We start from the raw sequence: 19,288 nt of genomic DNA, 5'->3' as shown, positions 1-19,288 counted from the left end.
GGCTGGATGTGTAGTAACGATGGTTTTTGAATTCTTAAGAGCGTTTGTTATATATTTTATCGTGCTTTTACTAAAAATATCTTTTGGTATTGTAATAGTGTTGTCTATGTTGGAAGTGTTGTTTATTTTAGCTTTGTAAAAATGTTCTGAATTGATAAAAGTAACGTCTTTCCCAGAGTTTCTTATAAAAGGTTCTAAGTTTTCTGCTTTTATATCAAAAAAATGTTCAAAGTAATGTATTCTATTTGAAGTGTCAAAGTCAAAAGATGAAAGGTCTTCTTGAAAAAGCGTGTAAAACCCGTCGTATTCTGCAATAGTTTCTAAAGGTGGTACTTCTTTTAAAAGCTCAATACCAAAAAATTCAAAGATATATTTGTTTGAGAAAGCAAACACTTTTAAAGAAGAGGTTTTCTCTATGGTTTTTAATATTGGCACTATACAAAAACTGCTAAAAGCGTCAAGATCCAATATTACAAGGACGTTTTTTGGTTTTTTAAGAGAAAAAGAGATGTTTAAATTTCTAAGATGATGTTTTCTGATGGAATAAAGTTTTGTATCGTAGGCTTCAAATATAACTTTTGCCAAAGTGTCTGGCACCAAAAATGGCTTGTTTGGTATTTTTATCGTCTCTTCTTTATATTCTATCTCGCTTGTATTTAGTTTTATAGCTTTCATGAAAATATTATATTACGTTTGTAGGTAAAAATTTTTTAAAATATTTTATAATATTCTTATGGAATTTGAGTTTTCTGAAAGGCTAAAGGTTTTACCACCGTATTTGTTTGCGGCTATTGATAAGAAGAAAAGGGAAAAGGCTGCTCAAGGAGCAGACATAATAGATTTGGGCATAGGTGATCCTGACCTTCCAACACCAAAGCCTATAGTCGAGGCTGGTAAGATGGCTTTGGAGAAACCAGAGCATCATAGGTATCCATCTTACGAGGGTATGTATGCTTTTAGAAAAGCTGTGGCAGACTGGTATAAAAAACGCTTTGGTGTGTTGCTAGATCCAGATAAAGAAGTTGTAACGCTTATAGGCTCAAAAGAAGGCATAGCTCATTTCCCTCTTGCTTTTGTAAATCCCGGAGATTACGTGCTTTGTCCAGATCCTGGTTATCCTGTTTACAAGATATCTACTATTTTTGCCGGCGGTATTCCTTATATGTTGCCACTAAGAGAAGAAAATGGCTTCTTGCCAGATATAGATTCTATACCTCAGAATGTTTTACAAAAAGCCAAGATAATATGGGTCAATTACCCAAACAATCCTACTTCTGCAAAAGCTCCGGATTCTTTTTATAAAAAGCTTATAGAGTTTGCTCATAAATACGGCATTATAATAGCTTCTGATTTGGCTTATTCTGAAATATACATATCAGAACCCCCTCGCTCTATTCTTGAATTTGAAGGCGCTAAAGATGTGGCTATAGAGTTTCACTCTTTATCCAAAACTTACAATATGACTGGTTGGCGTATTGGTATGGCCGTTGGTAATCCAAGCCTTATAGCTGGCCTTGGCAAGATTAAAACAAACGTGGACTCAGGACAATTTCAAGCTATACAGGAAGCAGGTATAAAGGCGCTTAGCCTAGACGATAGCATAGTTCAAAACCTTAGAGATATATACAAAGAAAGAAGAACAGTTATGACCGAAGCTTTAAAAGCCATAAATCTTGATGTGTTTGAATCAGATGCTACATTTTACCTTTGGATAAAGGTGCCAAAAGGTTTTACCTCTGCTAGCTTTGCAGAGTTGTTGCTTGATAAATTGGCTATAGTGGTAACACCGGGTAGTGGTTTTGGTGAGGCTGGAGAAGGTTATTTTAGGATATCTCTTACCGTAGATACAAATAGACTAAAAGAAGCTGCCGATAGAATAAAAACTCTTTCTCTATGATAAACAAAGAGCTATTAGATATCATAGCTTGCCCTAAATGTAAGGGCGAGCTTCTTTACAATGAAAAGAAGGATATATTAATTTGTGGCAATTGTAAGCTTGTTTATGAAATTGAAGAAGACATACCTATTTTACTTGTAGAACAAGCAAAACCTCTTGATGAATACATCAAAAAACCTTAGTTTTATCTGTGGGTGGGGTAGATTTCCTTGTATAGAAGCAAACGTTCTAGATAAAATAGATTTTTCTAAAAGTTTCATACCAAGAGCCTACGGTAGAAGCTACGGCGATGAGGCTTTGTATAGAAATGTATACGATACAACGGGCTTAAATCTATTTTTGGATGTAGATTTTGAAAAAGAATACATAGAAGTCCAAGCTGGCACACAGCTTAAGAAAATATTGGAGTTTTTACTACCAAGAGGATATGTGTTGCCGGTAGTTCCTGGTACTTCTCTTATAAGCGTAGGTGGTGCTATAGCAAACGATATACACGGCAAAAGCTCAAAAGGGGTTTTCGGAGATTTTGTGGAAGGTTTTGAAATAATAACACCAAAGGATGTTTATCGGTGTTCTAAAGAAGAAAACGGTGAGCTTTTTTGGGGTACTATGGGTTCAATGGGACTTATAGGAATTGTTAGCAAAGCTAAGCTAAAAATATCAAAAGGAAGTCAATACATAAGGCAAAATATAATACCTACTAAAGGTATAGGCAAGGCTATAGAGCTATTGGAAACATTTGACAAAGATTACGAATTTTCAGTATGTTGGTTAGATGCTTTTACCGAAAATGCTTTGGTAATGTTTGGTGATTATGAGTATTACGAGCATCTTCCCCTTGATTTAAAATTTCATTTTAAGGCTTTTAAAAGCAAAAAAACGATAGATATACCTTTTGTAATGCCAAACTTTATCGTAAACGATTTAGATATGAGAGCTTACAACATTTATTATTTTAACAAGATGCCAAAAGGTGAATCTTTGGTGCATTATTTTGACTTTTTCTTTCCTTTAGACAATATAAAAAATTGGAACAGACTTTACGGTAAAAGAGGGTTTTTACAATATCAGTTTGTAGGGCCAAAAGAAGCCTGCATTGAAGTTTTTGATATTATAAAATCTTACAAGATATACCCATATTTAGTAGTGTTAAAAAGGTTGAAAAATACTTCAAATAGAGTGTTTTCTTTTGTAAAAGAGGGATTTACGTTGGCTTTAGATTTTCCGGTGAGAGAAGATGTTCTTAATATGCTCTATAAATTTGACGATATCGTTATGCGTTATAACGGTCTCATATACATGGCGAAGGATTCAAGGGTTCCCAAAGAGGTTTTTCAATATGTATACAAAGATCAAATAAAAGCTTTATTATCTTTAAAAGCCAAATACGATGAGAATTTTATACTAAAGTCTTTGATGTTCGAACGGCTTTTGTGAGATAATTAATAAATGGAAAAAATCGTCATAACCGGAAGAGCAAACGTTGGTAAATCTACGCTATTTAATAAGATTTCCAAAAGAAGGATATCAATAGTAGAAAATATACCAGGGATTACCAGAGACGTGATAGAGTCTAAAGCTGTTTTTCAAGATAAACTATTTAAGGTAGTGGATACTGGTGGTTTGACAGATTCTAAAGAAGAGATATCTCAAGCTATAAGGGATAAAGTGCTTAAACTTTACAAAGAAGCTCATAAAATAATATTTGTGGTGGATGGCAAAGCTGGACTTATGCCAGAAGATAAAGATATAGCTAAGCTCCTTTACCCTTACAAAGAAAAAGTTTACGTGGCAGTAAACAAAACAGATAGCAAAAAAGCCAGCGCTTCAGAGTTTTACGAGCTTGGTTTTGACAACGTATTTGAGATTTCAGCTACTCACGGCACTGGGGTTTTTGAGCTTTTAGAAGAAATAACAAAAGATTTACCATCCACTGAAGAGATAGAAGAAAAGGCTGATTTTATAAAGCTTAGCTTTGTTGGAAAGCCAAACAGCGGGAAATCTTCTTTGCTAAATTCTATTTTAAAGCAAGATAGGGTAATAGTTTCAAACATAGCAGGAACTACAAGGGATGCCGTAGACGTAGAATTTAGCTATGAAGGTAAAGACTTTGTTTTAGTGGATACCGCCGGCATAAGAAGACCTTCAAACATAAACTATGGGGTAGAGTTTTTTGCTGTAAATAGAAGTTTAGAAGCTATAGAAAAATCAGATGTCTGCGCTCTTGTGATAGATGCTACAGAAGGAGTTTCAAGGCAAGACATGAGATTGGCAAGCCTTATAAATAGAAAAGCTAAAGGGCTTATAGTGGTATTAAACAAAATAGATTTGGTAAAAGACCTTGATGCTCTTAAAAAACACGTAGATAAAAAGCTAGAGTTTGTTTATTTTGCCCCAAGAGTCTATGTATCTGCAAAAGAAAACATCAATATTTTTTCTATATTGGAAAAAGCTGTAGATATTTACGAAGAATATTCAAGACCTATCAAAACTTCCTATGTGAATAGAGTTGTAGAAAAAATTTTAGAAGAGTATCCGCAAAACTCTACAAAACCTGTAAAAGTTTATTATACAGTATTCTCCCCGAAGCCTCCAACCATTGTGCTTCATACCAACAACAGAGATTTTTGGAGAGAGGATTACCTTAGGTTTTTTGAGAAGAAGTTAAGAGAAAAGCTAAATATAAACTATGCACCTTTAAATATAATATTAAAAGAGCATCAAAAGAAAGAGGTATAGATTATGAACAACGTTTTAATGGGTATTGCAAAAGCTGGTATAAAAGAATCTGGTAAAGAAGATTTGCTTGTCATAAAGCTTCCATTTGCTTGTGAAGCTCATTTTGTATTTACTACAAATCACTTTGCTGCGGCACCGGTGCTATACTCTAAGAATATGCTAGAGGCTTCTGGCAACAGGGTAAGCGCTCTTGTTATAAACAGTGGAAACGCCAATTGTGGTACTGGCATAGAGGGCTATGAACACGCAAAGATGATGGGAGAAAAAGTGGCAGAGCTTTTTGATATACCAAAAGAAGAAGTGCTTGTATTTTCAACTGGCATTATAGGAAAACCACTTCCCATAATAAATGTATTAGAAGGTATAGAATACGCTGTAAATCACTTAGAGGTGCTAGACCTTGAAATGGCTGCCAAGACAATATCCACCACCGACAGATTTCCAAAGTATGCTTTTTGCAAAAAAGATAACTACGAAGCTTTTTGCTTTGGTAAGGGAGCAGGTATGATTCATCCTGATATGGCTACTATGCTTGCTTTTTGTTTTACAAACTCAAAACTTATGCCAAGAAAACATTTTGATACCATCTTAGAGAAAACTTTTAACTCTATAGATGTAGACGGATGCCAAAGCACCAACGATTCTTTTGGTGTTATATCTTACGGAGATTTAGATTATTCTGGTGATGCATACAACTGTGTGTATAAAGTTTGCAAGGAAGTCTCTGATATGATAGTAAAAGATGGAGAAGGAGCCACCAAGATAATAACTATAGAAGTTAAACACGCTAGCATTAAGACAAAAGCAAAAGTTATAGCAAACGCTGTAGCCACTTCTAACCTTGTAAAAACTGCAATGTTTGGAGCCGACCCCAATTGGGGTCGCATATTGGCTGCCGCTGGTTCTACCATCTTTCCTATAGACCCGTTAAAAGTTAGTTTACACATAATGGGTGTAAAAGTATACGATAAAGAGCCTCTTCACTTTAATAAAGAAAAGCTAAGCCAAAAGATGAGAGAATCTAAGGAGATAGAGATTGTTTTAGATTTGAAGGAAGGTAAAGAAAGTTTTAGCTATAGATTTTCTGATCTTGGATATGAGTATATAAGAATAAACGCCGAATATACTACTTAGGTTTTTCTTTTAAACAAATTATCAAGAGATGTAAGTCTATCGAGAAACAGTATGCCGTTTAAATGATCTAGCTCATGTTGAAATAGTACCGCCTCTGGACCCTCTAAATCCAATATTATTTCGTTTTCTTTTTCGTCTAAAGCTTTTATTGATACATACTTATACCTTTGAATGTTGGCAGTGTATTCTGGTATGCTAAGACACCCTTCTCTAAAAATTATACTGTCTTCCGCTTTGATTATGACAGGGTTGATAAGCGTTATAAGGCCATGGTGGTTTTTAGGTGGTTTTCTAAAGCGAGAAGCATCCATTACTATTATATTTTGCAACACACCTACTTGAGAAGAAGCTATACCAGTGCAAAAATCTTTTGAATACATAGTTTCTTTAAGATTTTCTATATGTTTAATAATATTGTCATCTATTCTATCAACATCTTTTGACTTTTCTTTGAGTAAAGGGTTTGGATAAACAAGGATTTCGTATATCAAAGGACTTCTTTGCAAACCTCCTGCAAAGAGATATCTACATTTAGCTCTTTTGACAATTCTTTTAAAGCTTTTTCTAAAGACGATAAGCTTACATCTTTAAGCTCTGCTTCCATAAGCATTATGTATATATCTTTTAACTTGTGGGTCCTAAGGTCAGTTATGTTTATATTTTTTGATGCTAAAAGCTTTGAAACACTATAGACTATACCGGCTTTATCCGCTCCGTATATAGATATGATAGCGTTGCAGTTTGATTGATCTTTAGGTTCTTTATCTTCTACTGGTTTTATGTCTACTTCTATGTCTTCTAGATGAAAATCTTCTTTTTTTATAGGATTTTTAGAAGTAAAAAGTAGCATAATTACAAACTGCTGAGATAATCTACTCATAGACGAGTCTTCTATGTTGGCACCCATCTTATACAAAATCTCTGTAATAGAAGCCACAATACCGGGTTTATCTTTTCCAAAAGCTGTTAATATATACTTTTTCATATTAAATGGAGCGAGTGACGGGACTCGAACCCGCAACAACCACGTTGGCAACGTGGTGCTCTACCATTGAGCTACACTCGCTTAGGATTTTTATTATAGCATATATGTATCTTTTATGCAACATGATATATATCAATTTACATGAATAATACTTCTGTATCTAGCTTTTGATATATAATATTAAAAAACTTTATAGGAGTGTGATATGGAATATAGGATTGAAAGAGATACCATGGGTGAAGTAAAAGTCCCAGCCGATAAGTATTGGGGAGCTCAAACCCAGAGATCTTTAATGTATTTCAACATATCAGACGATAAAATGCCTATAGAGGTAATCAGGGCTCTGGCACTTATAAAAAAAGCAGCAGCAATAGTAAACAATGAACTTGGCAAGTTGGATGATTATAGAAAAGAATTGATTGTAAGAGTAGCAGACGAAATATTGGAAGGTAAGCTGGACGAACATTTTCCGTTGAAGGTTTGGCAAACTGGTTCTGGAACACAAAGCAACATGAACGTTAACGAAGTTATAGCAAATAGAGCGGCGGAGTTGGCTGGTAAACCGTTGGGCTCTAAAGATCCAATACACCCTAACGACCATGTTAACATGTCTCAGTCTTCTAACGACACATTTCCAACCGCTATGCATATATCAGCTGTACAAATTCTTCAAGATAAACTTTTGCCGTCTATAGAATATCTAAGAGATGCATTAAAGGAAAAAGCCGAAGAATTTAAGGATATCGTAAAAATAGGTAGGACTCATCTTCAAGATGCTGTACCTATGACGCTGGGACAAGAATTTGGTGGATATGTTCATCAGTTGGACACAGCTATTGAGCGTATAAAGGCAGTGTTGCCAGAGCTAAAAGAAATAGGCATAGGCGCCACAGCAGTAGGTACTGGTTTAAACGCTCCAAAAGGTTTTGATAAAAGAATGGTAGAAGTGCTTTCTGATCTAACAGGTATAGATTTTAAAGTGTCTAGAAACAAATTTGCATTTTTGAGCTCTCACGATCCTTTTGTAATGGCTAGCGGTGCTATGAAGTCTTTAGCTGCCGCTTTGATGAAAATAGCAAACGATATAAGGTGGTTGGGCTCTGGACCAAGGGCTGGTATAGGGGAGCTTATACTACCAGCCAACGAGCCTGGTTCTTCGATAATGCCAGGCAAAGTAAATCCCACCCAATCAGAGGCTATGACGATGGTTTGCGTGCAGGTAATGGGTAACGATACAGCTATAGGGTTTGCCGATTCTCAAGGTAATTTTGAATTAAACGTATTTAATCCAGTTATTATATTTAATTTTTTAAACTCCGCAAAACTTCTTTCAGATGCTATGAGATCTTTTGCTGATCATATGGTAAAGGGTATAAAGCCCAACATGAAAAAGATAAATTCTTACGTTCAAGAATCCCTTATGCTCGTAACAGCGCTAAACCCTTACATTGGCTATGATAACGCTGCAAAAATAGCAAAAACTGCTTACGAAAAAGATATATCTTTAAAACAAGCGGCCATAGAGCTTGGTATACTTACAGAAGAAGAGTTTGATAAGTACGTTAGACCGGAGAAGATGGCAAAGCCCCATGAAGATTGAATCTTTGATGTTTTTAGAATCAACAGATAGAACGTATTTTTGGCATCCATTTACCCAGATGAAGGTTTATGAAGAAGAAGGAGGTATTATATTTGAAAGAGGGGAAGGAGTTTATTTGTACGATATTTATGGAAACAAATATATTGATGCTATATCATCTTTGTGGTGCAATATCCATGGGCACAATCACCCAAAACTAAACGAGGCTTTGATAAATCAACTTAACAAAGTAGCACATACTACTACCCTTGGAAACTCAAATGTACCAGCTATTATGCTATCTAAAAAGCTTGTAGATATAACGCCTTCTTGTCTTCAGAGAGTTTTTTACTCTGAAGATGGGGCTGAGGCCATGGAGATAGCTATAAAACTTAGCTATCATTACTTCAAAAATTTAGGACAGGAGAGACCTTATTTTATTAGTTTTGAAGGGGCTTATCACGGTGATACCATAGGAAGCGTTAGCGTTGGTAGCGTTTCTTTGTTTCACGATACTTACAAACCTTTACTTTTTAAAACTTACAAACTTCCATCTCCTTATATATTTTCAAAATCCCATCATGTTCAAGATCTATTAGACATGCTTGAAAAACTTTTAAAGGACATACACGATAAAACCTCAGCCATAGTTATGGAATCTGGTATGCAAGCGGCATCTGGATTTTTGGTATATCCTAAGGGTTTTATGAAAAGCGTTTACGAAATGGCTAAGCATTATGGAGTACTTTTTATAGCAGATGAAGTAGCCACTGGTTTTGGTAGGACAGGTAGTATGTTTTACGTAGAGCAAGAAGGCATATGTCCTGATTTTATGGCACTTGGCAAGGGTATAACAGGTGGCTACATGCCTTTGGCAGCTACTCTTACCACAAAAGCTATATACGATGCTTTCTTAGGTGAATATGAAGAACTAAAGCACTTTTTTCACGGTCATACGTACACCGGTAACAATTTAGCCTGCGCAGTTGCTCTTAAAAACATAGAAATCTTTGAAGAGGAAAACGTGTTGGGGCTTTTAAAAGAAAAAATAAATTATCTTGAAAAGCGTTTAAAAGAGTTTGAATCTTTAAAACATGTGAAAGAAACAAGGCAACTTGGATTTATGGCTGCAGTTGAGCTTGCCAAAGATAAAAAAGAACCCTATGAAATAAAACAAAGGATAGGTTTTAAAGTGGCCAACTACGCTAAAAAGAAAGGCGTATTTTTAAGACCTCTTGGGAACAATATGACACTTGTAATGCCACTTTCTATAGGCTTTGAGGAGATGGATAAAGTGTTAGATGTTTTGTATGAATCTATAAAAGCTGTAACGGAGGAGCTATGAAATACTTTCTTTTAAAAACAGAGCCAAGTTCTTATTCTTACGATATGCTTGAAAAAGAAGGTAAGACTGTTTGGGATGGTGTCAAAAATCCATTGGCTCAAAAGTTTATTAAAAACGCAGAACCAGAAGACATGGCTTATATATATCATACTGGTGATGAAAAAGCTATTGTAGGTTTAGCAAAGATAGTGTCTTCGCCATACCAAGATTCTTCTGGGTTGTTTGTCTTTGATGTAGTGCCAATAAGAAGATTAAAAAGAAAGATAACCTTAGCTGAGATTAAGTCTAATGAAGCTTTTAAGGATTTTTATTTGGTCAAGATGCCAAGGCTATCTGTGATGGAAGTACCAGAGCATCTTGTAAAAGTGATTGAAAAGTTAGAAAATGGATAATATTGATTTATCTAATGTCAAAAAAAATGGAACCATAGGCGGAATACTTCTGACAACTTCCATCATACCCTTTATTGGCATAATTGGTTTTTTTGCTGGACTTTTATTTATAGCAAAAGCGATTGTGGAACTAAGCAACGCCGTTAAAGATCAATTAATCTATAAAAAGTTTATGGCAGGTTTTATGCCAAACATAATCCTTACCGTTGGACTTCTCATATTTGAGATATTTTTTGGTGTTGGATATCTAATAGCTAAAAGCTTGAGGGCTCAAGGAAATCCTGCGGTGTTTTTTTACCTTATATCAATTATGGTATTTATCCTAGGATATATCCTCGGTATCATTATAGCTTACCATTACAAACTAGCGTTTGATAAAATATACGATGCCACAAAGGAAGTTTATTTCAAAAAAGCAGGTGAAGTCATGTTTTTTGGCTCGTTGCTTGTGATAGTGGGAATAGGAATAATATTGATATACGTGTCTTATATTTTTATTTTAAAAGCTTTTATAAATTTACCTGAAAAAATATAAAACATCAAAAGCTATAAACTATCTTTTATAGGGAAACTCTAAATTTAGATTTATCTCTTTTACTTGTCTTTCATATTCTCTTAACAAAAGCTTTCCAACCCTAGAAAGGTCGTAATATGTATGGTTTCTATGTTTTACGGATTTTAACCTCTTATCCTTAGAATGATAGTTTATTATAGGGGCTGTCACTTTTTCTAACAGCCCCATGTTTAAAAGCTTTTTATGTATATCAAAAGCCTCTTGTAAACTTATATGAAATCTATATGATATAAGTTTTGAGTAGTCAGGTCCCATTACTTTGTGGTATTTTAAAATTTTTAGCTCCAAATCTGATAGTTCGTATTCTTTACCTTCAAACACAAATTTCATCTTTTAATTCTTTGTAAAGAGGAAACGCTTCACAAAGATTCTTTACCTCTTCTCTTGCTTTTTTTAGCGTTTCTTCGGAGTAATCTTTTAGAACTTTAGCTATTATCTTTGCTATCGTTTTCATTTGATCTTCCTTCATTCCTCTAGTGGTAAGAGCAGGTGTTCCTATTCTTATACCGCTTGTTTTTGTGGGTGGTAATGGATCAAAAGGTACCGCATTCTTGTTTACCGTGATACCAGCTTCTCCAAGTCTATTTTCTGCTTCTTTTCCAGTTAGGTTTAAATTTCTAAGATCTACCAACACCATATGAGAATCAGTGCCGCCTGTTAATACATTTATTCCTTCTTTTAATAGCTCCTCTGCTAACACTTTTGCATTTTTCACCACTTGGGCAGCGTATTCTTTAAATTCATCACTCATAGCTTCTTTAAAACAAACAGCTTTTGCCGCTATAACATGCATCAATGGACCACCTTGAATACCTGGGAATACGCTTTTGTCTATATCTTTTGCGAATTCTTGTTTTGATAGTATAAAACCGCTTCTTGGTCCTCTTAGTGTTTTATGGGTAGTAGAAGTTACGAAATGAGATACTTCAACTGGGCTAGGATATACGCCACCAGCTATCAAACCAGAGTAATGAGCCATATCTACCATCAAATAGGCCCCTACAGAATCAGCTATCTCTCTCATTTTAGCCCAATCTATCACCCGCGGATAAGCGGAGGCTCCTCCTATTATCATTTTTGGTTTATGCTCTTTGGCGAGCTTATACATTTGATCGTAATCTATAAGGTAATCGCTTTCTCTAACACCATAATAAACTGCGTTGTATATTTTGCCAGAGAAGTTTACCGTAGCACCGTGGGTCAAATGTCCTCCATGAGCTAAGCTCATGCCAAGTATCGTATCTCCTGGTTTTAACACTGCCATATAAACTGCCATATTTGCCTGAGAACCAGAATGAGGTTGAACGTTTGCGTGCTCTGCTTTAAACAACTCTTTAGCCCTTTGGATTGCAAGATCCTCCACTATATCTACATACTCACAGCCACCATAGTAACGTTTGTGAGGTAAGCCTTCCGCATATTTGTTTGTAAGCACCGAACCTTGAGCTTCCATAATTTCAAGGGATGTAAAGTTTTCGGATGCTATCATCTCAAGGTAAGAATTCTGCCTGTTTAACTCTGATACTATAGCATCGTATACTTCTTTGTCTTTGGCTTTTAAAAGCATAAAAAACCTCCTTAAGCACCTATTTGATAATACTCAAAACCTAAACTTTGCATCTTTTCTTTGTTGTATTGATTTCTACCATCAAATATTATTGGATTCTTAAGCCTTTTTTTCATCTCTTCAAAATCTGGGCTTCTAAACTCCTTCCATTCTGTTATAAGAAACAAGGCGTCGGCGTTGTTGAGAGCGTCGTATTTACTCTTAAAGTAAGATACGTTTGGATTGTCTTTCAAATAAAAGTTTTTTGCTTGCTCTATGGCTACTGGATCATAAGCTTGTATTTTTGCTCCTCTTTTGGTTAGTTCGTTTATTATTACTATTGAGCTTGCCTCTCTCATATCATCTGTTTCTGGCTTGAAACTAAGACCCCACACCGCAAAGGTTTTACCGCTCAAATCTTCTCCAAAGCGTTTTACCGCTTTTTCTACCAACACTTTCTTCTGCCTTGCGTTTACATCTTCTACAGCCTTTAGTATCTTTGGTTCATAGCCAACGTCTTCAGCTATTTTTATGAGAGCGTTTACATCCTTAGGAAAACAGCTACCTCCGTATCCACAGCCAGGATATATAAAATGGTATCCTATTCTGGGGTCTGAGCCTATGCCTATTCTTACCTTGTTTACATCTGCTCCTACCCTTTCGCATATGTTTGCTATTTCGTTCATAAAGCTTATTTTCGTAGCAAGCATTGCGTTTGCAGCGTATTTTGTCATTTCTGCAGATTTTACGTCCATAGCTATAAATCTTTCGTGGTTTCTGGTAAAAGGAGCGTAAAGCTCTTTCATTAGCTCCATCGCCTCTTTTGAATCCGCCCCCACCACTACCCTATCTGGTTTCATAAAATCTTCTATTGCTGCACCTTCTTTTAAAAACTCTGGGTTTGATATAACATCAAAGCTTATATTTACACCACGCTTGTCTAACTCTTCTTGAATAACTTCTCTGACTTTAACAGCTGTGCCTACAGGTACCGTAGACTTGTTTATAACATACTTATGCCTATTCATGTATTTACCTATGTCTCTTGCTACGCTTAACACATGTTTTAAGTCTGCGCTACCGTCTTCTCCCATCGGTGTGCCAACTGCTATAAAGATAATATCTGTGTTTTCTACCGCATACTTTATGTCTGTGGTAAAAAATAGTCTCCCTTGGGATGTGTTTCTCTTTACAAGCTCCTCTAAGCCTGGTTCGTATATGGGTATTACACCTTGTTTCAACTTCTCTATCTTATCTTTATCTATATCTACACAATAAACCTCATTGCCCATCTCTGCAAAACAAGTACCCGTGACCAACCCGACGTATCCAGTCCCTACTATCGATAGTTTCATGCTTTTATTATATCATCAACCTAAAGATGCCAATACATCTTTGTCTATTTCAAAATTTGATATAACTTCTTGCACTTCATCAAGCTCATCAAGATGCTCTAGCAAGTTTAAAAGCTTTTTAGCGGTATCTATGTCTTTTATCTCTACAGTTGTTGTGGGGATAAGGCTTGTCTTGGCGCTTTCTATAGTAAAACCCTTGCTGGCCAAAATATCTTTTATAGTGTATACATCTTTTGGATTTGTATATACTAAAAACATATCTTCGGTAGTTTCTACGTCATCTGCACCAGCTTCTAAAGCAGCCTCTATAAGTTTTTCTTCGTCCACAGCTTCTTTTGGAATCTCTATTACACCTTTTTGTTCAAACAAGTAAGAGACGCAGCCAGAAGATCCTAAGTTGCCACCATGTTTTGAAAATGCATGTCTTACCTCTGATGTAGATTTGTTCCTATTGTCAGTAGCCACCACCACCATAATGGCAGTTCCGCCAGGACCATATCCTTCATAGACTATTTCTTCTAAAGACCCTTCTTTATCGTTACCAGAACCCCTTTTAATAGCTTTTTCTATGGTATCCATAGGCATACTTACTTTTCTAGCTGCCTCTATAGCCATTCTAAGCCTTGGATTTGCGTTTGGGTCTGGTCCGCCTAACTTTGTAGCTACCGTTATTTCCCTTATAAGCTTACCAAAAAGTTTTCCTTTCTGTGCATCAACTTTAGCTTTTTTATGTTTAATTTGTGCCCAATGACTGTGTCCTGCCATATTATAAACTCCTATTTGTTAAGTTTTCCGATTTTAAGAATACTTCCATATTTCATAAGATCCCATATTACCTTTGTAGCTTCTTCAAACTCAAATATTTCTCCTCCAAACCCTGTCTTAAACATAACAGCATCTTCTTTTCTAGCAAAAGCCAGTGCAGAAGGAGAACAGCAAGGTGCTGCCACAGAACCAAGTACATAGTAAGCAGAAGTACCGCTCAAAAGGTTGCAGGTTATAAAGTCTTTTGTAGTTATGGCTTCTATAGGATCCAATATGCTTTTGTACAAAAGAAGCCCGCAGTGAGGACAACAGGTATGTATTTGTTTGCCAGTTTCCAAATAGAATGTAAATCTCAGCCTATCGTCATTTTCTTTATGACAAAACGCACATATATCTTTTTGTTTTTCTTGAGATTCTTTTACACTTCTACTAGCTACTTCTAACTTTCCATACTTTCTTACGATAAGGCCTTCTTTCTCAAGCTCCTTTAAATCTCTATATATACTCATCAGAGATACGCCAAACCTCTCTGCAAGCTTTTTAGTATTTTGCTCACCTTCTTTTATTAGCTTTAAAATCTCTCTCTTTCTATCCACCTATATTATTATAATTTCATTTTGTCTTAAAAGCAAGATATTATACAAAATCAATTTGCTTTTCAATATATATTGGTATTCTTTTTCATGTTGTTAATACTTGTTTTTCCTTACATTTAGAACAAACACCGCATTCTTCACCATTTATAGGATTCATACAGCAAAAAGCTTTATCAAAAAGCTCCTTTATAAAGTATTTATCAAATACGTCTTTTTTAGACATGCCAAGAAACGGTGTTTCTACTTTGTAATCACCATACATAGAAAATAAATCGTTTATAGTTTTTATAAAATTGTAAGAATTATCTTTAAAAGCCACGAGCCCCATTATACCTATGGCTATAAGCTTTGCATCCACAGAATAGGCATATTTTAAAGCGTTTATCAAAAGGTCCAAGTTTCTAAAAGGAATCTCCACGTCTTCATCGTTTATGAACTCTCTTTTGTTGAATTCCTCAAAAAAATCGTTAGGAGCATGGCTTATTTTTAAAGATTTTATGAGCTCGTATCGTTTGTTTATATGATTTATTATATCTTGTAGATGCTGTATTTCATCGTTTTCCCATTTAAATCCGCTTTTTACATATATAGGATATATTTCGTAGTTTTTATTTATGTAATAGTTTAAAAGCGATATACTGTCAAAACCTGAACTAACTAAGCAAACTACTTTCATAAAAAACCTTGCACCCGAGACGGCAGGCTTACCGTTGCTTCCTTCCGGACCTGGCGGGGTTCACCCTGTCCCGTTGCAAGGTTGTTAATATTATAGCATAAAATATTGTTTGTGATATTATATTATGTTGTATGAAGAAACTTATAATTCCTTTATATCTTTGTTTTATAGCCATATCCTACGCTCAAAGTTTTTGTATAAAGGAAAAAGAAGGAGCTTTTATAGAAGACCCGTATATAAAAGAGTATACAATAAAGTCTGTTGAAGAGGCTTTCTTAGAAGCGAAAAAACCATTGGACTGTAATTCTAAAAACTATAAAACTGTAAATTTAAAAATTACAAACATATCCAATATGCCCATAGGATACTCAATCTATCAAAGAGCTAACAACTATATATTAAATTTGAGCATAGAACTTGACATAGGAAAACAAAAATACACTTACTCTCAAAGTTCATATTACACATTGCCTACTGGTGGCGAAGGAGACTTACCAAAAAGACAAGCTTTTGAAGATGCTATGGATAGAATAAAAGACATGATAGTTGAAGACTTATTGAAATGATAGATAAAGACCAATATTATATGAAGCTTGCTTTGGAAGAGGCTTACAAATATAAGGGTCAAACGCATCCAAATCCAGCAGTAGGAGCTGTCATAGTAAAGGATAATAAGATTTTATCAATAGGGGCTCATAAGAAAGCAGGCACTGATCATGCTGAGATTGTAGCATTAAAAAATGCTAAAGAGGATATAAAAGGCGCTACGATGTATGTGACTTTAGAACCTTGCTCATTTCACGGTAAAACCCCGCCTTGTTGTCCTGCTATAATATCAAGCGGTATAAAAAGAGTTGTGGTAGGTTCGGTAGATCCAAACCCAAAAGTATCTGGAAAAGGCATAGAATGGCTAAAATCCTCCGGTATTGAAGTAGAAGTTGGCTTATTAAAAGAAGAATGCGATAAGTTAAACGAAGATTTTTTTGTATACATAACCAAAAAAAGACCTTTTATAACGCTAAAATGCGCAATGTCTTTGGATGGAAAGCTTGCCAAAGAAAACGGAGAAAGCAAATGGATTAGCTCTCAAAAAGCAAGAGAAATAGCACATATATATAGAAAACACTCCAGCGCAATATTAGTAGGTATAAACACCATTTTAAAAGACAATCCAGAGCTTACCGTAAGACTTGAAGGGAATGAATATCAACCTTACACCATTGTAATAGACCCAAATTTGGATACTCCCTACAATGCAAACATATTTAAAAAAGGATACGAAAAAATTATATTGATAACCTCCGCAAATACCAGCAACGAAAAGAAAAATTATTTTAAATCTCTTGGTGTTAGGCTTTTAGAATTAGAAAGTTTTGATATAAAATCCATTTTAAAAGCATTATACGAGATAGATATAATGCATATATTTGTAGAAGGCGGAGCTTACACGATATCAAGGTTTTTAGAAGAAAATATGTGGGATAAAATGCTTATATTTAGAGGCTACAAGTTTATAGGAAAAGGTATTAGCCTTGAGTTTGATGGGGATTTTTCAAAGACTTACAAGGGACATCTTCAAGCCATAGACAATACAACAGATTTATTAGAGATTTACAATGGATATATCGCTTTTTGACTACGAGCTTCCTGAAAGACTAATCGCCAAATACCCGGTAAACCCAAGACACAGCGCTAAGCTCATGGTTTTGGGTAGAAAAAATAACACTATAACTCACTCGACATTTTGGCATATAGACGAATTTTTAGAAGAGGGAGATTTGCTTGTTTTCAACGATACAAAAGTACTACCAGCAAGACTTTTGGGAAAGAAAAAAGGAATTGAGCATTCAAGCGTAGAAATACTTCTTTTAAGGCATTTGGAAAACGAAAAATGGGAAGCCCTTGTAGGTGGCAAAAACATCAAACCAGGACTTACAATATCTATCTCCGATGATTTTGAGGTAACGATAGAGTCCCAGATAGAAAAATCAAAGTTTTTGGTGCTTTTAAAAGCTAAAAATCAAACTCAGATAGATGCTATAAACAAATACGGTAAAATACCAATTCCACCCTACTTAGAAAGAGACGAAGAGCCTATAGACAGAGAATTTTACCAAACGGTTTTTGCTAAAAAAGAGTTTTCAGTGGCAGCCCCCACAGCTTCTTTACACTTTTCCGAAGAACTTTTAGAAAAATTAAAGAAAAAAGTAAACATAGATTTTATAACCCTTCATGTATCCTACGGAACTTTTAAGCCAGTTACAGTAAAAAATATAGAAGAGCATAAAGTAGATGAAGAGTATATAGAAGTAAGAGAAGCTCTTATAAAAAATATTCAAAAAACAAAAGAGATGGGTAAAAAGGTAATAGCAGTGGGCACCACCGTCACAAGAGCCTTAGAAACCGCCGTAGATAGACCATATTTTGGTTTTACAGATCTTTACATAAAACCAGGATTTAAGTTCAAAGTTTTAGATGGGCTCATTACAAATTTTCACCTTCCAAAGTCCTCCCTTCTTATTCTTGTTAGTGCTTTTTGCGAAATGAAAAATCCCAACGGTAGAGAGTTTATACTAAAAGCCTACAAAGAGGCTATAAAAAACGAATACAGATTTTACTCCTATGGAGATGGCATGCTTATACTCTAAAAACTTGGGCTCGTGGGAGATAAAAATACAGAACTATCATGAGTACATGTCAACATAGCATACCCTGGTGGTACTACAACCCAAGAAGCACTACCATTGTAATAAACACTACAAGAAAATCCACCAAGCTCATTCACACTATTTGCAATAGCCTGAATATATTCTGCTGATATAGGAGGTGTGGCTATTACGTAAGTGCCCTGAGTAGCAGACTCAGAACATTTATTGCCGGCTCCATTACACCCAGGAGAACCGCTCCATGCAAAATATTGCCATGTTTGGCCGCTATTTGCAATTGCCAACCAATGACCCACATAAGACATCAAAGCCGAGCAAGAAGCTATTCTATTTGAAGAAGCAGATGTATTCCAGTCGTTTGCGCTGGCACATGTAATATATGGATATGCACCAAAATCCTGTGCATATTGAGTTATACCCTTTATAAAAAGGTTTACCCTTTGGGATATATGCTCTTGGTCAGCATTTGCTTTGAGCGTCCTATAACCTATAAAAGCTGCTCCCAAGAAAATGACAAAAGCTGTCAAAACAAGTAAAAACTCTATAATTGAAAAGCCTTTCATAAGTTTACAAGATAATCGCCGGGGAAAACCCCGGCAATAGTTTCGATCAGAAGTAATTTACCGTGTTAGTACCAGATACAAGTACTGGTTGAGAAGTACAGCTGATCTTAGATGATGCACTGTTGTAAGAAGCGGTTGCACAATTCAAGCCATATGCGTTAGCTTGGTTCAGTATAGATTGCACATAGGCGTTGTCTATAGGAGCAGTTGTGAATGTGTAATAGCCTTGCGTTACAGATACACCAGAACTTGCACCGTTGTTGGCACTGGCTGATGTTCCACCTTCATATTTTCCATAATATCCAGTGTATGTCCATATGTCTGTAGTAGTTGGACCTACTGTTACGAAACTGCCAATATACTGCTCTAAACCTGAACAAGAGGCTATGTTGTTTGATGGTGCGGTGCCTGTCATCCAATCGCTTACACTTGAACAACTAATATAAGGATACGAATTGTAGAAATCTTTTGCGTAG

22 protein-coding genes, 1 tRNA gene, 1 other RNA gene and 1 pseudogene are annotated in these 19,288 nt (G+C 35.5%); 12 read left to right on the top strand and 13 right to left on the bottom strand.

All coding sequences use genetic code 11. From position 1 onward, the window contains the following. Positions 1-675 (bottom strand): annotated as a pseudogene (locus ACP5S8_RS05465) (glycosyltransferase family protein); the annotation flags it as partial. 58 nt (positions 676-733) lie between these two features. On the opposite strand from ACP5S8_RS05465, the gene ACP5S8_RS05460 reads away from it, so the two are divergent. Genes ACP5S8_RS05460 through argJ form a run of 5 tightly spaced genes read left to right on the top strand, consistent with a single transcriptional unit; the run spans position 734 to position 5,770 of the window. Next, on the top strand, positions 734-1,897 hold the full coding sequence (locus ACP5S8_RS05460) for an LL-diaminopimelate aminotransferase (RefSeq protein ID WP_461876031.1): 1,164 nt from the start codon (positions 734-736) through the stop codon (positions 1,895-1,897). Continuing rightward, complete coding sequence (locus ACP5S8_RS05455) at positions 1,894-2,079, top strand: Trm112 family protein (protein ID WP_461870531.1); 186 nt, start codon at positions 1,894-1,896, stop codon at positions 2,077-2,079. The genes ACP5S8_RS05460 and ACP5S8_RS05455 overlap by 4 nt, the downstream gene beginning before the upstream one ends. Continuing rightward, entirely contained in the window at positions 2,057-3,334 is a 1,278-nt protein-coding gene (locus ACP5S8_RS05450; RefSeq protein WP_461876030.1) for an FAD-binding oxidoreductase, read from the top strand. Before ACP5S8_RS05455 ends, ACP5S8_RS05450 begins: the two co-directional genes overlap by 23 nt. A 12-nt stretch (positions 3,335-3,346) precedes the next feature. Beyond that, entirely contained in the window at positions 3,347-4,636 is a 1,290-nt protein-coding gene (gene der, locus ACP5S8_RS05445) for a ribosome biogenesis GTPase Der (protein ID WP_461876029.1), read from the top strand. Positions 4,637-4,639: 3 nt separating this feature from the next. Then, on the top strand, positions 4,640-5,770 hold the full coding sequence (argJ, locus tag ACP5S8_RS05440) for a bifunctional glutamate N-acetyltransferase/amino-acid acetyltransferase ArgJ (RefSeq protein WP_461870534.1): 1,131 nt from the start codon (positions 4,640-4,642) through the stop codon (positions 5,768-5,770). Here the strand turns inward: argJ and def are convergent. From def to ACP5S8_RS05425, 3 genes are all read right to left on the bottom strand, one after another. Further along, a complete protein-coding gene (gene def, locus ACP5S8_RS05435; RefSeq protein ID WP_461876028.1) occupies positions 5,767-6,276 on the bottom strand; it encodes a peptide deformylase in 510 nt (169 codons plus the stop codon). The two genes, argJ and def, sit on opposite strands and share 4 nt — an antisense overlap. Then, positions 6,258-6,755, bottom strand: a complete 498-nt coding sequence (locus tag ACP5S8_RS05430) for a glycine cleavage system transcriptional repressor (protein WP_461870536.1) — start codon at positions 6,753-6,755, stop codon at positions 6,258-6,260. The genes def and ACP5S8_RS05430 overlap by 19 nt, the downstream gene beginning before the upstream one ends. A gap of 6 nt (positions 6,756-6,761) precedes the next feature. Beyond that, positions 6,762-6,836, bottom strand: a tRNA-Gly gene (locus ACP5S8_RS05425). A gap of 124 nt (positions 6,837-6,960) precedes the next feature. On the opposite strand from ACP5S8_RS05425, the gene fumC reads away from it, so the two are divergent. The 4 genes from fumC to ACP5S8_RS05405 are packed head-to-tail and all read left to right on the top strand — an operon-like array spanning position 6,961 to position 10,606. Then, a complete protein-coding gene (gene fumC, locus ACP5S8_RS05420) occupies positions 6,961-8,355 on the top strand; it encodes a class II fumarate hydratase (protein ID WP_461870537.1) in 1,395 nt (464 codons plus the stop codon). Beyond that, positions 8,345-9,679 carry an adenosylmethionine--8-amino-7-oxononanoate transaminase gene (gene bioA / locus ACP5S8_RS05415; RefSeq protein WP_461870538.1) on the top strand — a complete coding sequence of 445 codons (1,335 nt, stop codon included), beginning with the start codon at positions 8,345-8,347 and terminating at the stop codon, positions 9,677-9,679. Before fumC ends, bioA begins: the two co-directional genes overlap by 11 nt. Then, entirely contained in the window at positions 9,676-10,071 is a 396-nt protein-coding gene (locus ACP5S8_RS05410) for an EVE domain-containing protein (RefSeq protein ID WP_461870539.1), read from the top strand. The genes bioA and ACP5S8_RS05410 overlap by 4 nt, the downstream gene beginning before the upstream one ends. Beyond that, positions 10,064-10,606 (top strand): DUF996 domain-containing protein, encoded by a 543-nt coding sequence (locus ACP5S8_RS05405; protein WP_461876027.1) that lies wholly within the window; start codon positions 10,064-10,066, stop codon positions 10,604-10,606. Before ACP5S8_RS05410 ends, ACP5S8_RS05405 begins: the two co-directional genes overlap by 8 nt. A gap of 18 nt (positions 10,607-10,624) precedes the next feature. Here the strand turns inward: ACP5S8_RS05405 and ACP5S8_RS05400 are convergent, their stop codons facing one another. The 7 genes from ACP5S8_RS05400 to ffs form a co-directional block, all read right to left on the bottom strand. Continuing rightward, positions 10,625-10,975, bottom strand: a complete 351-nt coding sequence (locus tag ACP5S8_RS05400; RefSeq protein WP_461870541.1) for a DUF2250 domain-containing protein — start codon at positions 10,973-10,975, stop codon at positions 10,625-10,627. Next, complete coding sequence (locus ACP5S8_RS05395; protein WP_461876026.1) at positions 10,959-12,212, bottom strand: serine hydroxymethyltransferase; 1,254 nt, start codon at positions 12,210-12,212, stop codon at positions 10,959-10,961. Before ACP5S8_RS05395 ends, ACP5S8_RS05400 begins: the two co-directional genes overlap by 17 nt. Positions 12,213-12,223: 11 nt before the next feature. Continuing rightward, positions 12,224-13,546 (bottom strand): UDP-glucose dehydrogenase family protein, encoded by a 1,323-nt coding sequence (locus ACP5S8_RS05390; protein ID WP_461876025.1) that lies wholly within the window; start codon positions 13,544-13,546, stop codon positions 12,224-12,226. A 15-nt stretch (positions 13,547-13,561) separates the two neighbouring features. After that, the gene (locus ACP5S8_RS05385) at positions 13,562-14,311 is read right to left on the bottom strand and encodes a YebC/PmpR family DNA-binding transcriptional regulator (protein ID WP_461870544.1); all 750 of its coding nucleotides are present in this window, start codon (positions 14,309-14,311) and stop codon (positions 13,562-13,564) included. Between the two features lie 11 nt (positions 14,312-14,322). Beyond that, complete coding sequence (locus tag ACP5S8_RS05380; protein ID WP_461876024.1) at positions 14,323-14,907, bottom strand: DeoR family transcriptional regulator; 585 nt, start codon at positions 14,905-14,907, stop codon at positions 14,323-14,325. An 85-nt stretch (positions 14,908-14,992) separates the two neighbouring features. Further along, on the bottom strand, positions 14,993-15,583 hold the full coding sequence (locus ACP5S8_RS05375) for a 7-cyano-7-deazaguanine synthase (RefSeq protein WP_461870546.1): 591 nt from the start codon (positions 15,581-15,583) through the stop codon (positions 14,993-14,995). Continuing rightward, positions 15,577-15,673, bottom strand: an RNA gene (gene ffs, locus ACP5S8_RS05370) — signal recognition particle sRNA small type. Before ffs ends, ACP5S8_RS05375 begins: the two co-directional genes overlap by 7 nt. A gap of 41 nt (positions 15,674-15,714) precedes the next feature. Here ffs and ACP5S8_RS05365 point away from each other — a divergent pair. From ACP5S8_RS05365 to queA, 3 genes are read left to right on the top strand one after another with little or no spacing between them, the layout of a single operon-like run. Then, positions 15,715-16,149 (top strand): hypothetical protein, encoded by a 435-nt coding sequence (locus ACP5S8_RS05365; protein ID WP_461870547.1) that lies wholly within the window; start codon positions 15,715-15,717, stop codon positions 16,147-16,149. Beyond that, a complete protein-coding gene (ribD, locus tag ACP5S8_RS05360; RefSeq protein ID WP_461876022.1) occupies positions 16,146-17,219 on the top strand; it encodes a bifunctional diaminohydroxyphosphoribosylaminopyrimidine deaminase/5-amino-6-(5-phosphoribosylamino)uracil reductase RibD in 1,074 nt (357 codons plus the stop codon). Before ACP5S8_RS05365 ends, ribD begins: the two co-directional genes overlap by 4 nt. Continuing rightward, positions 17,200-18,231: a tRNA preQ1(34) S-adenosylmethionine ribosyltransferase-isomerase QueA gene (gene queA / locus ACP5S8_RS05355; protein ID WP_461876021.1), complete on the top strand. Its 1,032-nt coding sequence runs from the start codon at positions 17,200-17,202 to the stop codon at positions 18,229-18,231. The genes ribD and queA overlap by 20 nt, the downstream gene beginning before the upstream one ends. Here queA and ACP5S8_RS05350 read toward each other — a convergent pair. Both ACP5S8_RS05350 and ACP5S8_RS05345 read right to left on the bottom strand, forming a co-directional pair. Next, positions 18,228-18,812, bottom strand: coding sequence for a type II secretion system protein (locus ACP5S8_RS05350; protein ID WP_461876020.1), 585 nt, complete (start codon positions 18,810-18,812; stop codon positions 18,228-18,230). The genes queA and ACP5S8_RS05350 overlap by 4 nt on opposite strands. 46 nt (positions 18,813-18,858) lie before the next feature. Then, positions 18,859-19,288: prepilin-type cleavage/methylation domain-containing protein (locus tag ACP5S8_RS05345; protein WP_461876018.1), on the bottom strand; the 430-nt coding region annotated here is incomplete at its 5' end.

Origin of the sequence: Hydrogenobaculum sp. (genome assembly GCF_049967395.1) — a bacterium.
In the GTDB taxonomy this organism is placed as follows: domain Bacteria; phylum Aquificota; class Aquificia; order Aquificales; family Aquificaceae; genus Hydrogenobaculum.
Note: the sequence above shows the minus strand (reverse complement) of the source record. Positions and strands in the feature narration are given on the sequence as shown.

What these genes read in the sequence shown, in the direction of transcription:
- der (WP_461876029.1), top strand. Translation starts at nt 3,347, where the DNA reads ATGGAAAAAATCGTCATAACCGGAAGAGCAAACGTTGGTAAATCTACG.
- ACP5S8_RS05460 (WP_461876031.1), top strand. Translation starts at nt 734, where the DNA reads ATGGAATTTGAGTTTTCTGAAAGGCTAAAGGTTTTACCACCGTATTTG.
- bioA (WP_461870538.1), top strand. Translation starts at nt 8,345, where the DNA reads ATGAAGATTGAATCTTTGATGTTTTTAGAATCAACAGATAGAACGTAT.
- ACP5S8_RS05405 (WP_461876027.1), top strand. Translation starts at nt 10,064, where the DNA reads ATGGATAATATTGATTTATCTAATGTCAAAAAAAATGGAACCATAGGC.
- ACP5S8_RS05395 (WP_461876026.1), bottom strand. Translation starts at nt 12,212, where the DNA reads ATGCTTTTAAAAGCCAAAGACAAAGAAGTATACGATGCTATAGTATCA.
- fumC (WP_461870537.1), top strand. Translation starts at nt 6,961, where the DNA reads ATGGAATATAGGATTGAAAGAGATACCATGGGTGAAGTAAAAGTCCCA.
- ACP5S8_RS05400 (WP_461870541.1), bottom strand. Translation starts at nt 10,975, where the DNA reads ATGAAATTTGTGTTTGAAGGTAAAGAATACGAACTATCAGATTTGGAG.
- ACP5S8_RS05410 (WP_461870539.1), top strand. Translation starts at nt 9,676, where the DNA reads ATGAAATACTTTCTTTTAAAAACAGAGCCAAGTTCTTATTCTTACGAT.
- ribD (WP_461876022.1), top strand. Translation starts at nt 16,146, where the DNA reads ATGATAGATAAAGACCAATATTATATGAAGCTTGCTTTGGAAGAGGCT.
- ACP5S8_RS05350 (WP_461876020.1), bottom strand. Translation starts at nt 18,812, where the DNA reads ATGAAAGGCTTTTCAATTATAGAGTTTTTACTTGTTTTGACAGCTTTT.
- queA (WP_461876021.1), top strand. Translation starts at nt 17,200, where the DNA reads ATGGATATATCGCTTTTTGACTACGAGCTTCCTGAAAGACTAATCGCC.
- ACP5S8_RS05390 (WP_461876025.1), bottom strand. Translation starts at nt 13,546, where the DNA reads ATGAAACTATCGATAGTAGGGACTGGATACGTCGGGTTGGTCACGGGT.
- ACP5S8_RS05455 (WP_461870531.1), top strand. Translation starts at nt 1,894, where the DNA reads ATGATAAACAAAGAGCTATTAGATATCATAGCTTGCCCTAAATGTAAG.
- ACP5S8_RS05375 (WP_461870546.1), bottom strand. Translation starts at nt 15,583, where the DNA reads ATGAAAGTAGTTTGCTTAGTTAGTTCAGGTTTTGACAGTATATCGCTT.
- argJ (WP_461870534.1), top strand. Translation starts at nt 4,640, where the DNA reads ATGAACAACGTTTTAATGGGTATTGCAAAAGCTGGTATAAAAGAATCT.
- ACP5S8_RS05430 (WP_461870536.1), bottom strand. Translation starts at nt 6,755, where the DNA reads ATGAAAAAGTATATATTAACAGCTTTTGGAAAAGATAAACCCGGTATT.
- ACP5S8_RS05385 (WP_461870544.1), bottom strand. Translation starts at nt 14,311, where the DNA reads ATGGCAGGACACAGTCATTGGGCACAAATTAAACATAAAAAAGCTAAA.
- ACP5S8_RS05365 (WP_461870547.1), top strand. Translation starts at nt 15,715, where the DNA reads ATGAAGAAACTTATAATTCCTTTATATCTTTGTTTTATAGCCATATCC.
- ACP5S8_RS05450 (WP_461876030.1), top strand. Translation starts at nt 2,057, where the DNA reads ATGAATACATCAAAAAACCTTAGTTTTATCTGTGGGTGGGGTAGATTT.